Annotated in this window: 15 protein-coding genes; 5 read left to right on the forward strand and 10 right to left on the reverse strand. The window is 33.3% G+C overall.

Features of this window, described 5'->3' with window-relative positions:
• Positions 1 to 6 precede the first annotated feature (6 nt).
• Genes AC1QSP_RS11255 through AC1QSP_RS11270 form a run of 4 tightly spaced genes read left to right on the forward strand, consistent with a single transcriptional unit; the run spans position 7 to position 5,291 of the window.
• Positions 7 to 1,272, forward strand: a complete 1,266-nt coding sequence (locus tag AC1QSP_RS11255; protein WP_484078769.1) for a lipopolysaccharide biosynthesis protein — start codon at positions 7 to 9, stop codon at positions 1,270 to 1,272.
• Positions 1,256 to 2,395: a glycosyltransferase family 4 protein gene (locus AC1QSP_RS11260; RefSeq protein ID WP_484078770.1), complete on the forward strand. Its 1,140-nt coding sequence runs from the start codon at positions 1,256 to 1,258 to the stop codon at positions 2,393 to 2,395. Before AC1QSP_RS11255 ends, AC1QSP_RS11260 begins: the two co-directional genes overlap by 17 nt.
• Entirely contained in the window at positions 2,392 to 4,026 is a 1,635-nt protein-coding gene (locus AC1QSP_RS11265; protein WP_484078771.1) for an asparagine synthase-related protein, read from the forward strand. Before AC1QSP_RS11260 ends, AC1QSP_RS11265 begins: the two co-directional genes overlap by 4 nt.
• Positions 4,026 to 5,291: an oligosaccharide flippase family protein gene (locus AC1QSP_RS11270; protein ID WP_484078772.1), complete on the forward strand. Its 1,266-nt coding sequence runs from the start codon at positions 4,026 to 4,028 to the stop codon at positions 5,289 to 5,291. The genes AC1QSP_RS11265 and AC1QSP_RS11270 overlap by 1 nt, the downstream gene beginning before the upstream one ends.
• Here AC1QSP_RS11270 and AC1QSP_RS11275 read toward each other — a convergent pair.
• The 10 genes from AC1QSP_RS11275 to AC1QSP_RS11320 all read right to left on the reverse strand — a co-directional run bounded on the left by AC1QSP_RS11275 (position 5,288) and on the right by AC1QSP_RS11320 (position 14,804).
• Entirely contained in the window at positions 5,288 to 6,532 is a 1,245-nt protein-coding gene (locus tag AC1QSP_RS11275; protein ID WP_484078773.1) for a hypothetical protein, read from the reverse strand. The genes AC1QSP_RS11270 and AC1QSP_RS11275 overlap by 4 nt on opposite strands.
• Positions 6,525 to 7,391: a polysaccharide deacetylase family protein gene (locus AC1QSP_RS11280; protein ID WP_484078774.1), complete on the reverse strand. Its 867-nt coding sequence runs from the start codon at positions 7,389 to 7,391 to the stop codon at positions 6,525 to 6,527. The genes AC1QSP_RS11275 and AC1QSP_RS11280 overlap by 8 nt, the downstream gene beginning before the upstream one ends.
• Before the next feature lie 2 nt (positions 7,392 to 7,393).
• Positions 7,394 to 8,443, reverse strand: coding sequence for a GNAT family N-acetyltransferase (locus tag AC1QSP_RS11285; RefSeq protein WP_484078775.1), 1,050 nt, complete (start codon positions 8,441 to 8,443; stop codon positions 7,394 to 7,396).
• Positions 8,434 to 9,285, reverse strand: coding sequence for a hypothetical protein (locus tag AC1QSP_RS11290; protein WP_484078776.1), 852 nt, complete (start codon positions 9,283 to 9,285; stop codon positions 8,434 to 8,436). The genes AC1QSP_RS11285 and AC1QSP_RS11290 overlap by 10 nt, the downstream gene beginning before the upstream one ends.
• The gene (locus AC1QSP_RS11295) at positions 9,278 to 10,510 is read right to left on the reverse strand and encodes a polysaccharide deacetylase family protein (protein WP_484078777.1); all 1,233 of its coding nucleotides are present in this window, start codon (positions 10,508 to 10,510) and stop codon (positions 9,278 to 9,280) included. The genes AC1QSP_RS11290 and AC1QSP_RS11295 overlap by 8 nt, the downstream gene beginning before the upstream one ends.
• Before the next feature lie 40 nt (positions 10,511 to 10,550).
• Complete coding sequence (gene radC / locus AC1QSP_RS11300) at positions 10,551 to 11,252, reverse strand: RadC family protein (protein ID WP_322971195.1); 702 nt, start codon at positions 11,250 to 11,252, stop codon at positions 10,551 to 10,553.
• Positions 11,253 to 11,356: 104 nt separating this feature from the next.
• Positions 11,357 to 13,039: a glutamine--tRNA ligase/YqeY domain fusion protein gene (locus AC1QSP_RS11305; protein ID WP_484078778.1), complete on the reverse strand. Its 1,683-nt coding sequence runs from the start codon at positions 13,037 to 13,039 to the stop codon at positions 11,357 to 11,359.
• A 67-nt stretch (positions 13,040 to 13,106) separates the two neighbouring features.
• A complete protein-coding gene (locus tag AC1QSP_RS11310) occupies positions 13,107 to 13,691 on the reverse strand; it encodes a hypothetical protein (protein WP_484078779.1) in 585 nt (194 codons plus the stop codon).
• A gap of 35 nt (positions 13,692 to 13,726) precedes the next feature.
• Positions 13,727 to 14,251, reverse strand: a complete 525-nt coding sequence (gene rimM, locus AC1QSP_RS11315; RefSeq protein WP_484078780.1) for a ribosome maturation factor RimM — start codon at positions 14,249 to 14,251, stop codon at positions 13,727 to 13,729.
• A gap of 25 nt (positions 14,252 to 14,276) precedes the next feature.
• A complete protein-coding gene (locus AC1QSP_RS11320) occupies positions 14,277 to 14,804 on the reverse strand; it encodes a 30S ribosomal protein S16 (protein WP_484078781.1) in 528 nt (175 codons plus the stop codon).
• A gap of 344 nt (positions 14,805 to 15,148) precedes the next feature.
• Between AC1QSP_RS11320 and AC1QSP_RS11325 the strand changes: the two genes are divergently transcribed.
• Complete coding sequence (locus AC1QSP_RS11325; protein ID WP_484078782.1) at positions 15,149 to 15,382, forward strand: hypothetical protein; 234 nt, start codon at positions 15,149 to 15,151, stop codon at positions 15,380 to 15,382.
• The last annotated feature ends 9 nt before the right edge of the window (positions 15,383 to 15,391 follow it).

A 15,391-nucleotide genomic window follows, 5' to 3' on the forward strand; every position in this document is an offset into this window, starting at 1 on the left:
GGAAGTTTGAAGAAGCGACTTGAAAAATTCAAAACAAAGAATGCCAAAGGTGTACTTTCGTTAATGGCCGGAAACACGGTAGCTCAATTGATTATGATATTGGGTGGTTTTGTCTTGGGAAGATGGTATGGTCCTGAACATAACGGAACCTACAATGTATTTTTAAGTTTTGTTGCCATTTTATCCATTTTAACGACTTTTCGATTGGAGAATATTTTTGTCATCTCTAAATCAACAAAAGCGATCCGAAATCTTTTTTCGGCTTTATTGGTCATTACAACAGTAGCTACATTTATCTTTTTCATAGGTTATGCTGTCGCCGATGAGATTTTTTCATTACGAACTTCACTATGGGTTGTTTTATTAAGTTCAATTGCCGGATTGTTTACGGCTTGGTATAATTTACAGACCTCATTATTTACCAAGTATCAATTGTTTAATATCATTTCCAAAGGATTTGTGTTAAACGCATTGGTTTCAGTCGCTTGTCAATTTATATTCTTTTTTCTGAATTATAAGGAGAATGGATTGATTTATGGAACAATTATCGGGACGATTATTTCGTGTGTATATTTCTTTACGATAACCAAAGGGCGCCTAAAAAGACCCAAGTATGCCTTACTGAAAAGTACAATTGAAAAAAATAAAGAAATCGTTAAATATACCTTACCATCAGATTCGTTAAATGCTATTGCGAATAACTTGATGCCGATATTAATTGTGTTCTATTTCACGAAGATCGAAGTGGCCTTTTTTGCGATGTCGGCAAAAATGTTAGTAACTCCGCTTTTGATTCTATCCAATGCCATGTCGAAAGTTTTCTTTCAAAAATCGGCGAGTATGATGAACCATAATCCAGAACAACTATTCGATTTATCCCTACGTATTATCTTGTACAATGTAGGTGCAATCGGTGCTTTTTTATTGGGAATGAATGTTATTGGTGTGTACATTCTGGAATGGATTCTCGGAAAAGATTGGGAAGGATTGCATATTTATGTCTTCATACTATCATTTTGGATTTTATGCCGTTCTGCTATGAACCCCATTTCGCAAATTGTTGTGGTGATTCGCAAAAATCATTATGCTTTATATTTTAATATTTATCTGGTATTGATTACAATCTTATCCGTTTTAATCGGTGGTGCACGAAAAGATATGCTAATGACGTTATATGTGTATTCGGTATTGGCCGGTATAGGATATTTAATTCAGTTGTATTTTGTATTAAGGGAACTTAAACTCATGAAAACGCGTGCAATCTCATCGTAAACATATTTTATTTCTTGCTTCTTGGTATCCTCAAAGAAATTCGTTGGATAATGGCGATTTTATACAGCGGCATGCCCAAGCAGTAGCCACATTGCATGATGTGACAGTGGTACATGCAATTAAAGATCCCCGATTAAAAACGGCAAAATTTGAAATCGAACAACGTAGTATTCAAGGAGTAAAAGAAATTATCGTGTACGTGAAACCTTCCCTTTTTCGGCCATTTAATTTTTTTTATCTCTTGCAAGGTTTTTTAGTGGGGATTCAGCAGGTCAAATCCTTTGATTTGATTCATTTGAATGTTGTTTTTCCTGCCGGAATAATCGCATTATATTTAAAATCAAAATTTAAAGTTCCTGTGGTTTTAACCGAACATTGGACTCATTTACATCATAATAAATTCAAGGAATTAGCGCGATATAAACAAATCACAATACGAAGAATATTAGAACATATGGATACAATTGTTCCTGTATCGGATCATTTAGGGAAATCGTTGCAACAAATTCAACCATCGATTACCTATCAGGTGGTGCCCAATGTAGTGGATTTAAATCAGTTTAAACTCTCTTCAACAAAAGATTTTCATACAACTCGTTTTCTCCACTTGTCTCATTTAGGGGACGAGCATAAAAATATTTCTGGAATGTTACGTGTCGCTAAGAAATTGGTGGATCATGGCTATGAATTTGAATTTCATATGGGTGGGAATGGTGATTTGAATCCCATTCTAAAATTTATACAATTGCATCAGTTAGAGAATTGGATTATACCATTTGGCCGATTGAAACATGATGAGGTGAATGAGAAAATGAGCGCAGCAACTTGCTTTGTTTTATTCAGTCGATTCGAAAATCAACCTTGTGTACAAGCAGAGTCATTCGCTTGTGGTTTGCCCATTATAGCCACGGACGTGGGAGGGATTAAGGAATATTTACCCGAGGATTATGGGATATTAATTGAATCTGAGAATGAAGATCAATTATATCAAGCAATGAAGCAAGTAATCGAAGGGCATTCTTTTGCAGACGCGAAAGAAATGAATCATTACGCAAAAAATCATTTTTCGACACCAGCCATCGCACAACAATTTCATCAAATTTATAAGCAACTATTCCAATGAAAGGTTTTCAAATACATGTAAAAAAAGGGAGCGTAAAAATTCAATCGTTAATTCAATCCCATCATTTTGATAATGATGTTTTTGAAGATGAAGATTTATCCTTTGGAATAGAAGGGGTTTTGCTTAATAAAAAACAAATCGAAAAAAATACACCTCCAACACAACACTATCTACAATACCTTTATCAAACTCATCCGTTGGATGCGATAAAGCAATTGGAGGGCGAAATTGTAGGATATATTTTTGATCAACAGCAAAAAAAATTATCTGTATTTACAAATTTTACAGGGACCCGAAAATGTTTTTATTATGCTTCAGAAAATGAAGTGATTATCGATACCGATTTGCCTCGTTTGGTAAAGACATTAAAAGCCAATCATATCCCTTATACTGTTGATGAATTTGCGATGTATTCGCTTTTAGTTTGTGGCAATACGTTGGAGAATCATACCCCTATTCAACAAATTAAAAAGTTATGTGATGCAGAAATCTTACAACTTGATATCACATCAAATCAATTGGAGATTCACTCTTATCATCAGCCACTTCCTTCTTTTCAAGGAACAAAAGAAGAAGCACTTCATAGAATTAATGAAATTTTTATAGAAGCGACGAAATTAGAATTTGATAAAGATCTTGAATTGCATTTACCTTCCTTTGCTTTGTTAAGTGGAGGTTTAGATTCGCGTATGACTTTTATAAATGCGAAGCGACAGGGTTATGCGATAGAAGAAGCTTTTTGTTTTTCTCAGAAAGGATATTGGGATGAGGTAATTGCTGAAAAAATTGCAAAAGCGTATGAAACTCCATTTCATTTCGTTCCACTTAATGGGGGAGAATATATTACGGCTGTAGATGATATATTTAAAAATTCACAGGGATTAATCAGTTATTCGGGAGCAGCTCATACCAATTTTGCCTATAAAAATATAAAGCGCAATCGATTTGGATTGATTCATAGTGGACAATTGGGGGATGGAATTTTAGGTTCATTTAATAAACATCCTTTTCCACATCCACCAACCTCCGAAAAGATTGTTGTAATGCCGCGAATGTTCTCCCGAATGCAATCTGAATTTGATAAAATTATCCAACGTTATGATCGCGAAGAAATCTTCTTGACTCGGAACGTAGGGTATAATCGTGCCGTAATAGGATCTTATATGGCGGAGAGTTTGTCTTCTTATCAAACGTCCCCTTTTATGTATTCGGAATTGATTCGATTTGCTCAGAGTTTGCCTGAAGAATGGAAATATCAACAAAAAATTTATATCGATTGGATTAAGGCGCATCAAAAAGAAGCAACACAATATATGTGGGAAAGAACATTGTTAAAACCAACTTCTCACTTCAATACATTTATTGGAGATAAGGTTGTAAAACGTGCTTTTCGTATTTGGAATTCGAAGTTGAAGAAAAATAGAGAAAGAGGAAATATGACGGCGTACGAATATTATTTTCAACAGAATATAAAACTGCAACAGGAAGTGAATGATTATTTTACTGAAAATATAGATCGTGTCGCTCTTCCCCAACTTAAAGCCGATTTGATTCAGCAATTTACGCAGGGTTCATTTAATGAAAAAGCTGCGGTATTAACTGTTTTATCTAATTTTAAACATTATTTTTAATGGAGGGTTTAATTCGGTTTCTAAAAGATTTTTACCAAAACAAAGGATTGTTGGTTTTCCTATCCATCTTAACCGAAAAAGTGGTAGGATTAATTAATACTATTTTTGTGGTACGATTAATTTCTCCAGAAGATTATGGATTAATCACTTTAATTGCTTCCTTATTTGGCGTTTTTATCACCTTAAATGGGTTTGGAACAGTGCAAGGCTTACTTCGATATGGCGCGTTGGAAAAAGAACTGGAATCGAAACAAAAGTTAGCTCAATATATTTTTAAAGAAGGGTTTAAAAGACATCTCATCTTATTCATCCTTTTTATATTCTGCGCTTTGTTTTACGAATTTAAGTATTTCAATATTTGGATAATTATCGGATTTTTTGGGTTTCGTATGTTAGGATATTATTTCTATTCCTTTATTTTAAACTATTATCGAATCCTTAATCGGAATGATTTTTTCGCTAAAATTTCGATGCTTATCAATGGTGTAGGATTAATTTTAGCCCTTGCTTTAACCTACGGATTTGGGACGTACGGTTATTTAATTGGTTTAGCAATTACCCCTTGGCTTGCGCTATTCTTTATTAATAGATCGTTTGTTTCTACCATTCCCAAATCCATTCCATCCCTTGATATCAAATCGTTTTGGAAGTTTTCTATCAATTCCTCAGCAACATATTTTCTATCTGAATTTTTATTTATGATTGATGTATTTTTAATTGGATTGTTATTAAATGAATCTGCCGTGGCACAATATAAAGTGGCGATAATTCTACCCATGAATTTGATGTTTATTCCCATGATTTTTATGCAAACCGATTATCCCAAATTGGTAGAAAATGCGAGGGATAAAGCGTATTTACAATTTTATATTCGTAATTATTATAAACTTTTTATTCCGTTAGTAACCATGATGTTGATTGTTGGATTTCTATTAAAGGATTGGATTATTCCTTTTGTATTTGGACCCGAATATCAACAACAAGGTTGGATCTTTTATGTGATATTAATTGCAATTGCATTTAATATGTGTTTCCGAAACTTGTACGGAAATCTACTTTCGGCAGTTGGATTGGCACACAAAAACTCCCGGGTGGCTGCTTTATCCATTGGAGTGATGTCTGTATTAGGATGGGTGCTTATCACCCAATTCGGAATAATAGGCGCAGCATTAGCATTGTCGCTTACCTTTATCAGTATGGGATTTTACTCGGCATCATTATTTTATCGCTACCTCCATCAACTTTCCGACAAGCCTTTAGTTTAATTGTGTTGAATCGAATTACTTTTCTTATTGATGTAATGCGTAAATTCTTTTCCGTTCGGATAGACTATTTTTCCATTCTTTTCCAAGATGATTTTCGCATTATTACCCAATGTAATTTGGGCTTGGGGCGCTATAATAATTGGTTCGGAAATACGAAGATCTATATTATCCAATAGCTCTAAATTCGAATAAAAACGTTGAGTTTTGGTCCAGTTGGTATTGGCATTTATTTTAAACGTGTTTCCTAAGAATGAATCCTCTGTCACAAACTGTATCAGATTGCTTTCACGTAAATTTTTATGCGCTTTTATTATTTCAGTAGGCTGTAAATAATTGCGAGCATGTTGCCAATTCTGTGATAATAACGAATATTGACACTGGTTAGCCCCATGATAAGTGTTCGAATGGGTTAATCCTAAGGTATGCCCTAATTCGTGTGCTAAACCTACAGCATCCCCAATATGCCATTCTCTCGTCTTTTCCCAAGTTGTATTATTCTCAATCGTAGATTGGTAACGATGCATTAAATATTTTAAATATCTATTGGGAGCAAAAATACTCGAAGTTGCTTTTAAATCGACTGTTGAAGGTAATTGAGCAGCCTGGATATTATTCAGTTTATAATTCTTCGATTTGTTTTTTAAGTATGTATCAAATTCTCTTCCGTCCACAGGCAGGTAAACATTAATCCCTTTTTTAAATTTTGGGTCATTATAAATTTGCTGATCCAAATAGGTTAAATACCAGTTTTTTGCTGGCAAAACATTACTGTATTTTTTTAATTCCAAATCTCCTCCACTGGTTCTAAAATCCCACGCTTTAGGGTCTATAATTTCGTGATAATAGTATTTAAAACGGATTTTAGAATCGGGATAAAAGTCGGTTCCAGTGTAGCATCCCGTTAAATTATCGGGCTGATAAAATTTGGACCATGAGGTATTGGTACGTTCAAAATAATCTTCTAATAATTTCTTTTCTTCAGGATCGCTCAAGTCAAAATTAGATTTCGATGTTTTATCTCGTTTTAAAATAATAACATTTACATTAAGCGTAATTGGTGATAAATCATTTGTAATCTTAAAATCTTCGATTGTCGAAAGTTGATTTGATGTTGTTTTTTGTACTGGAATCGAAACCTCATTGTTCGGGTTGGGATGTGTAATTCCAATGGGTTGTGTGGTACAACTAACAATCAATAAAAGGATGTAAGTGAAGATCGGAACAGAAATTATTTTAGCCATGGGTTACAATATTTTTACCTAACATTTTTTTCAAACGATAAGATACTAAATTCTTGTAAATAAACCAATTAGGTTTTTCTGTGCACTCGTCCATCGGAATACGTTGGAAATGAGTCGGAATTTCATCATCTTTAATTCCGGCTGTACCAAAAGTGAGATCGGCTTTTATATGTTCGAATAATTCCCTCGTTGTACCATCGTCTGTAAAAGGAAAAGAAAATACACGATAAGGTAAATTGAATTTTTCTTGAATAATATCGATACTTTTATTGGTTTGTAGAATTTGTTCTTCTAAGGAAATATGTTTGTAATAGGGGTGGGTAAGTGAGTGTGCACCAATTGTAAAACCATTTTTAATTAGATAAGAAATATCATCCTCATTCATATACAAATCAAAACGACTTACATCAATTTTATATTCTTTAATCAATTGATCGATATACTCCGTATCATGAATATTAAGTTGCAATAAAGTATTAATGAAGGTTTTATCTTTTGATTTCTCAATAATCAGTGCAATTTTATATCGATAAAATATTTCTTGATTTCCGATAAAATTTGGATTTAGAAAGAAAGTGGCATTTAATTTTCTTTCCATTAATATTTCTGCAATTAAACCTGCATTTTCCTTTAATCCATCATCAAAACTCAGATGAAAAAAATTATGATTGTCCGCCTTTCCTTCATTCGATAATGTGATCAAATCAGTAAGCGCAATATCTTGATAATATTTCTGAAAAAAATCCAACTCACGCTGAAATTGATCTACCGATTTTAAACGATAAAGATTAGAAATATGCGGTAGGTTTTGATCTGAAACCGTGTGATAAAATGGAAAAATATTTCTTTGGAAAATCATTATTATGTAAAAATTAGTTCACCAATTCCGTGCTGAAATTTATTGTTTATTACCTGTTGATAAAGTGCATCGGAAACAAACATAAAATTTTTATAAGGTTTAATAAACAAGGGCTTATGATATTTTTTTACCCATTTTAAAATCGTCGAATCTCGAATTATCAATACAGTAAGTTGGTTTTCGATCATTTCATTCACTATAAATTGAGCGATTTCTTTGGCTTGTTCATTATTTTCATAAAAGGCATAATGCAAATAATAAGCATTTCTTCTAATATTCCTCACCATTAATGCATTGATTTTTTGATGGGTGTGAGATAGATAACAATCGGACTGAAAGGTAGAATCCTCTAAACTAAAATCATACATTTGACCTTCTTTTATATATGTATTTTGTCCAATCCAAGGATAACTCAGAATCCAATCTAACTTTGGTTGAGTAAGCGAAAATATTTTATTGTGACTTTTAGCGTTTAAAAAATCGGAAATGTTCTGTTGCCCCACACTGTATTTTTCGAACTTCGATTTAAATGGTAATTTTCGTTTCTTTTGAGGAATCAAACCATTCATTATTTTCACCAAAGAAGAAGGAAGTTTCCTCTCTAAAATACTTAAATCATAATGTAACTCTTTTGATTCGCGATCAATTATCGCATGAAAAGATTCGGTGCGATCGTATAATTTTTTAGAAGCTATACTCTGGGTATAGATTATAGATTGTTGAGGATAATCGGCTTCCACAGCTTTTAATAGCTTTTTCGAAAGTCCTTTTTGACGATAATTAGCATCGGTCCAACTTCCGCTCGACCACACCACTTTTTGTCCAGGAAGCATCTCATCAAATAATAAAGTACGATAACTTATAATCTGACCTTGATAGGCGATGTAATATAAAATATAATCTTCGGCATCGGCAAATGGATTGTTTTGATAAGATTTTAACCGTAATTCCGTTAAAGGAATATGCTTCAGCAATTGATAAAACGCTGAAGTAAAGAAAGATTCAAGTTCTTTTTTCTGGACACGAGAAATGGTTAAATGATCTAAATCCATAAATTTTTATACTTCGTATAATATACCTTTGTTGTTCCAAATCCCTTAAAGAAATTGGAAATTCCTTCGATATTCGAGCCTTCAAAATCAAATATTAGATTCTGATTGGTATTTTCGGAAATCATATAATTTAATAATCCTGTCGAAACACTATATTTTTTACCTTTTATAGAGGATGCAGAATTAATATAAATAATTCTATTTTTAGAAAGAATATAACACGAGTAACCTAAATTTTCGCCTTGATAAGCAAAATGTATGGCTAAACGATCATGGTGTTCTAAAGTCTTCAGTAACTTTTCAAGCAGATAAAGATTAGCAGAATGTTCGCTGTTTGTTCTCTTAAATGCAATAACCTCGTCAATGGATTGATTACTGTGGATTTCCACCTTTTTATTCTGGAACGATTTACAGTTTTTCAACGTTTTTTTATCATAAACTATATCTTCCGAACGAGATAAATCAATAATTTGATTGGTACTTTTTTCTCCTTTTAGATGATAATCCAAGGTGTTGTCTTCATTAAAATGATAACTTCTTACAATCGTATATTTAAGTTTTCGCAAGAATAAATCAAATACATTATCCTTTAATTTAGAGTGATAAAACACGCCCAACTGTTGACAATATAATGGCTGGCAAATAATTTTAATTCCAAATTTTTTCTGAAAAGGTAACGGCATTACGGCTTCATAATCATTTAGTACCAAACAATCCCATTGCATATTAGCAACCGTATCCAAATACCAACTTTCCGCATAGATACGATAATTTACAGCGCCTTGTAGGCAAGCGTTGTATTTCGATACATCCAATTGTTGTCGTGTAATTCGTTTAATCATCAAACAAGCTTTCGTAAACTTTTCTCCAGGGTTTCCATTCGTCTGTTAAATTAGACTGATGAAACAACGTGATAAAGTTACCATTAACATTTTTAATTTTTTGTTTCAGTTGTTGCAATTCTATTATTGCTTCTTCAGGAGATAAATTCAAATAATTTTTCAATGTAACATCCATTGCAACAAAAGGATAGATTGTTAATAACGTTTGTTGATTATTCGGCAAATCAAACCATTGAAAAGGTGTTACTGTTCCTGCTCTAAACCCAATGGTATGCGCAAATCCCATCGTGTAATCTTCTTGAATTCCATTTTTCAACAATTGTTGATAAGTGTGTGGAAAGTTCAATTTAATAAAATGTTGACGAGACTTTCGGATCGGACGGTCCAATATATTTTCTAATCGTTTGATTTCTAGTGTTAACGAATCCGTATTGAAATTGGAGTGATAGGAAGGATGTATTCCAATTTCTGCCCAAGAAGAAATCTTTTGGATGAGTTTTTTTTGTTTCACATTATGATGCGAATGATTTTTGTCGAATTCATTGTAGTTTCCCAATAACCAGAAAAAAATACTTTCTACCCCATGTTGATGCGATAAGGTGCGGTAATATTCATACTGATCATACGGATCGTTTCTTTTCCCTATCAGCACTTGAATCTGTTGCTTGAGAAGTTTGAACTCTCCTTTTAACATCTTTTTGACTAGCGAACCTAAGATGATTTGAGGCGAATGATATTTGTATTTCCACGCGAAATCTACATCGTGGGTATTAATTTGTTTAAAGCTTCTTTTTTTGAATTTAAAATCAGGATATTTCGTTTGAATTTGCTTTTGTATTTCATAACAAATTTGATCGACAATGGGCTGCGAATAATCCAATTCAGAACCTAAAAATCGGTTGTGCTGATCAAATTGTTGTGGATTGGCAACGTATTCTTCATATCGTGATAACCAATAAAAGCATTGCCCAATCGGTTGCAAGGAATAATAATCAATGGCTTGATTAATTCCATTTTCCAATAAAATATCATCGACTCTAAAATTAATCTCATCCACAATCTGGTGATTCGAGAAATTAATTTTAGGAATAGTCATCGTTTTAAATTCCTTTAAATCATGAATGTATTGAAAGGAAATCCCACCAAATGTTCGAAAAATAAAATTGAAAATATAGTCGATTCTCGGCGTGATTTTTTCAGTATAAATGATGAGTGGTGTATTCAATGGTAATGGATTATCAATGAACTTTAAAAGTAATCAATTTCTAAATTAAACCTTCGTCTGCAAACGAAAAATAATCTTTTTGAGATACTATGATATGATCTAAAATTTGAATGTCCAAATAGTGCGAAGCTTCTTTGATTTTTCGGGTTAATTGGCGATCGGCTTCACTCGGATTTAAATTGCCGGATGGATGGTTATGTGACAGGATCATCGCTGTAGCCATTAATTCGATGCCTCGTTTAAAAATGATCCGAATATCCACGGCTGTTTGTGTAATACCTCCTCTCGAAATTTGTTCAATTTTAATGATTTTATTGCCTTGATTGAGGTACATGACCCAAAATTCTTCTGTAGGTAAATCGCCAATTTGTTGTTGTAAAATCAATGCAGCATCAGTGCTGGAAGTTATCTTTTTGCGTTCCAAAACTTCTTGGGTATTTCTTCGACGCCCTATTTCTAAAGCGGTGATGATTGAAATGGCTTTGGCTTCACCAACCCCTTTGAATTGGCATAAATCCTGGATGGAGTACTTGGCTAATTCGTTCCAATTGTTCTGTGCTGAAGCTAAGATTCGTTGGGCTAATTGAACCGCAGATTCTTCTTTATTTCCACTTCCCATAATAATGGCTAAAAGTTCGGCATCGGACAAAGATGAACGCCCTTTTAACGCTAATTTTTCTCGTGGACGATCATCTTCATTCCAATGTTTGATCGATTGTGAATGTTGATTGTAATTTTCCATCCTAAAATTTACTCAAAATCAAGGAAATAAATCAACAATTAAATAATTAATAATAAAAAAGCTCAGACCGAAATCTGAGCTTTTTTGTTTATAAGAGGAAATGTTTATTTATTGATTTTAGCCCAAGTATCTTTTAATGTAACCGTACGGTTAAACACTAATTTATCTGCTGTAGAATCTTTATCTAAAGCAAAATATCCGATACGTTGGAACTGGAATTTATCTTCAACTTTCGCATCTTTTAAAGCTGGTTCCGCAAATCCTTGTTTTACTGTTAATGAGTTTGGATTAACGAATTGTAAGAAATCCACATCTTTTTCTGCATCTGGAGCTTCCACTGTAAATAAACGATCGTATTCACGCACTTCAACTGGAATATTTTCTGTTGCAGAAACCCAATGTAACGTTCCTTTTACTTTACGTTTCGATGCTTCAGAACCACTTCCTGATTTTGTATCCGCATCGTAAGTCGCGTAAATTGTAGTGATATTTCCTTCTGCATCTTTTTCCACACGTTCTGCTTTGATAATGTACGCTCCTTTTAAACGAACTTCATTCCCTAATGATAAACGGAAGAATTTCTTAGGAGCTTCTTCCATAAAGTCGTCACGTTCGATGTAAATTTCACGTGTAAATGGAACCGTACGAGAACCTGCGTTTTCGTCTTCTGGATTATTTTCTAATGTTAATTCTTCCACTTGTCCTTCCGGATAGTTTTCGATCACTACTTTCACAGGATCAACAACTGCCATGACACGTGGAGCCGTTTTGTTTAAAATTTCACGGATAGAGAATTCTAATAAAGAGATATCTAAAACATTGTCGCGTTTAGCAATCCCTGCTTTTTCCCAGAAATTACGAATTGCTTCTGCGGTATATCCACGACGACGTAAACCAGAAATGGTAGGCATACGAGGATCGTCCCATCCTGTTACAATTCCTTCTTCAACCAGTTTCATTAATTTACGCTTAGATGTAATCATGTACGATACATTTCCACGCGCAAATTCACGTTGTTTTGGTTTTTGAGGTTGCCCTGGGATTTCCACTTGTTCTTTGTACCAGTTGTATAAATCACGGTGATTTTTAAACTCTAAAGAACATAATGAGTGAGAGATTCCTTCAATGTAGTCCGATTCACCATGTGTCCAGTCGTACATTGGATAAATTTTCCAAGTATCTCCTGTACGGTGGTGAGGACGTTTTAAAACACGGTACATAACAGGGTCGCGCATATTCATGTTTGGCGATGTCATGTCGATTTTTGCACGTAAAACATGAGAACCTTCTTCGAATTCTCCTGCTTTCATTTTTTCGAATAACGCTAAATTTTCTTCAACAGAACGATTACGGTAAGGCGATTCGATTCCTGGTTCGAAAGGTGTTTTACGTTGTTCGTTAATCACTTCAGATGATTGGTCGTCAACATATGCTTTACCATCTTTAATCATCTGTACAGCCCAATCGTAAAGCTGCTGGAAGTAATCAGAAGCATAACGTTCTTCAGCCCATTCAAATCCCATCCATTTCACGTCTTCGCGGATCGAGTCTACGAATTCTTGTTCTTCTTTGGCTGGGTTGGTGTCGTCAAAACGTAAGTTTACCGGTGCATTGTACTTTTGACCTAAACCGAAGTTTAAGCAAATTGCTTTTGCGTGACCGATGTGTAAATAACCATTTGGCTCTGGTGGGAAACGAAAACGTAAGTTTTCCTTAGGCATCCCATTGGCTAAATCATCTTCAATGATTTGCTCGATAAAGTTCAAAGATTTTTTTTCTTCTTCCATTGTCTTGTTACGATTGAGTTTGCAAAGTTACGAAATTGACAATAAAAATGATATTTTACTTATCTGATTAATCAATTCTTTTTGCACTGAAGTTTTTTGCAACTATATAAGGTTGCTTAAAATTGTAAAAGTCTGACGAGACTAATTCATTTCCGAAAATTAAAAGCTTTAGATTTGATGCTATTGGTTTTTGAATATCTTCAATCTGATAATTTATTTGATCAGTTTTACAAAATTGTTTAAATTTTGAAAATATTGACTCTGGAATAAATAAATAACGCTGATTTAATTGATTTAAATCCATCCATAAACCTGTTTCTTTTTTAAGAAAATGATGAATTTTACTTAAAAGAATAGGATTTTGCTCTGGATTTTCATTTAATTGAATACTAACCAATTCATCAGTATAGCCCTTTATAATAGAATGTTCTTTATATTCTTTTATACGAAAAAATGGATTTAATGAACACTGTGTTAGATTTTTGAAGTCTAATACTTGTTCCGCTTTTATTTCCCATGTATAATTCAGGTCATCTAAATTAATGTCAATGATTAAATTTATTTCAGCATTAAATGCATCAAAATGTAAAGACATTAGATGAATATGTCCATAATAAGATGTAAAATTTGTAAAGTGAATAAGTTCTTCCATTTATTGATAGGTTAATAAATGAAAGATAGGGATAATTATCCTAAATAGATATCCAATAAACCGTCTGGAATTTGAATTAACATCGCTTTTTCTTCGCGGTTAAGTTCTAAAATCCATTCGTCAATCATTGGAATTAAGATTTCTTTCCCTTGTGCCTCTACTTCAAAATAAGCTTGAGCGGCAGAGTCATTTACAGCTTTTATGGTACCAACTTCTGTATTTGATTGGTCAAAAATTGTAAATCCGATAATTTCGTGATAGTAGAAATCTGTTCCAGATAATTCTGGTAATGTAGTTAAAGGAAGATAAACTTCACGATTCACTAATCGTTCCGCTTCTTCAGGAGATAAGTCTTCAAACTTCACTAAAAGTTTAGTGCCTTGATAAGGTTGTGAAGTTTCAAAGAAAAAAGGAACCAGTGTTCCATCTTGCTCGATGAACACTGCTTCCAAAGTATCGTATAATTCGGGTTCGTCTGTATCCAAATGAATGATTAAATTACCTTTGAAACCATGTTTCTTCGTAACCTTACCTAAGTAGTAACAATCATTTTTTGTCATTGGGATCCTTTCTTGAACTTATAAATTATTCTTCTGTAGCAACTTCTTCAGTTGTACCTTCTGCTTCTTCAGCAGTAGTTTCTTCAGCTTGAGCAGCAGCTTCAGCTTCTTGAGCAGCTTTAGCACGAGCTTCGTTTACAGCTTTCTCAGCTTCTAAAGCAGCTAATTTAGCAGCAGTAGCTTCAGCAGATAAACCGTCTTTTTTCGCTTGGATTTTAGCATCTTTAGCTTCTAACCATGCAGCGAAACGTTTTTCAGCTTCTTCTTGAGAGAATGCTCCTTTAGCAACACCACCTAATAAGTGTTTTTTCATGTAAGCACCTTTGTAAGATAATAAAGCTTTAGCTGTGTTTGTAGGCTCAGCACCAGTCATTAACCATTTAACAGCTGAATCAACGTTTAATTCAACAGTTGCAGGGTTAGTAATTGGGTTGTAAGTCCCTAATTTTTCGATGAAACGACCATCACGTTTTGCTCTTGAGTCAGCAACTACGATGTGAAAGAATGGTTTTCCTTTACGACCATGTCTTTGTAATCTAATTTTTGTAGCCATAGTATAACTAATTATTATGGGAACTCGTCCCGTTTTACAAATTTGAGGTGCAAAGATAAGCATTTTATTTGATAAAATTTTTAAGTCCATTCATTTGAATGATAATTTCCATTCAATCCTTAAAAAATAAATAATGTTTATGATTTATTGTAACTGTTTAATTTTGAATTTATTTATTTCGAGATTGATAATTATATCATGTTAAAAAAGTTATTTTGATAGTGAAAATTGGATATTATTAACTTAAAAACAAAAATGTTTTATTAATTTTATTACTTTAAATTTTATTCAATAAAATGAACAGGTTTATATCCATCCGTTTTGTTTTTCTATTCAGCTTAATTATGGGATGTCAACAAAAAAATCAGCCGATGAATGAAAATTCGAAGAATGCGTCCGTTGATTCATTAATGGAAGCTAAGAAAAATAAACTGAAAGAAAAATTTAATGCGCAAAGTGAGGCGAATAAAAAGAAATTTGACAGCTTAGGATTGGTTGAAGATTCTTTGCGGAATAAAAAGAATTTATCTGGATTTGATGATGATGCGCCTGTTTTTAATCAATTAGAGAATAAATAACTTTTAACA

The sequence above is a fragment of the Faecalibacter sp. genome (genome assembly GCF_057177045.1).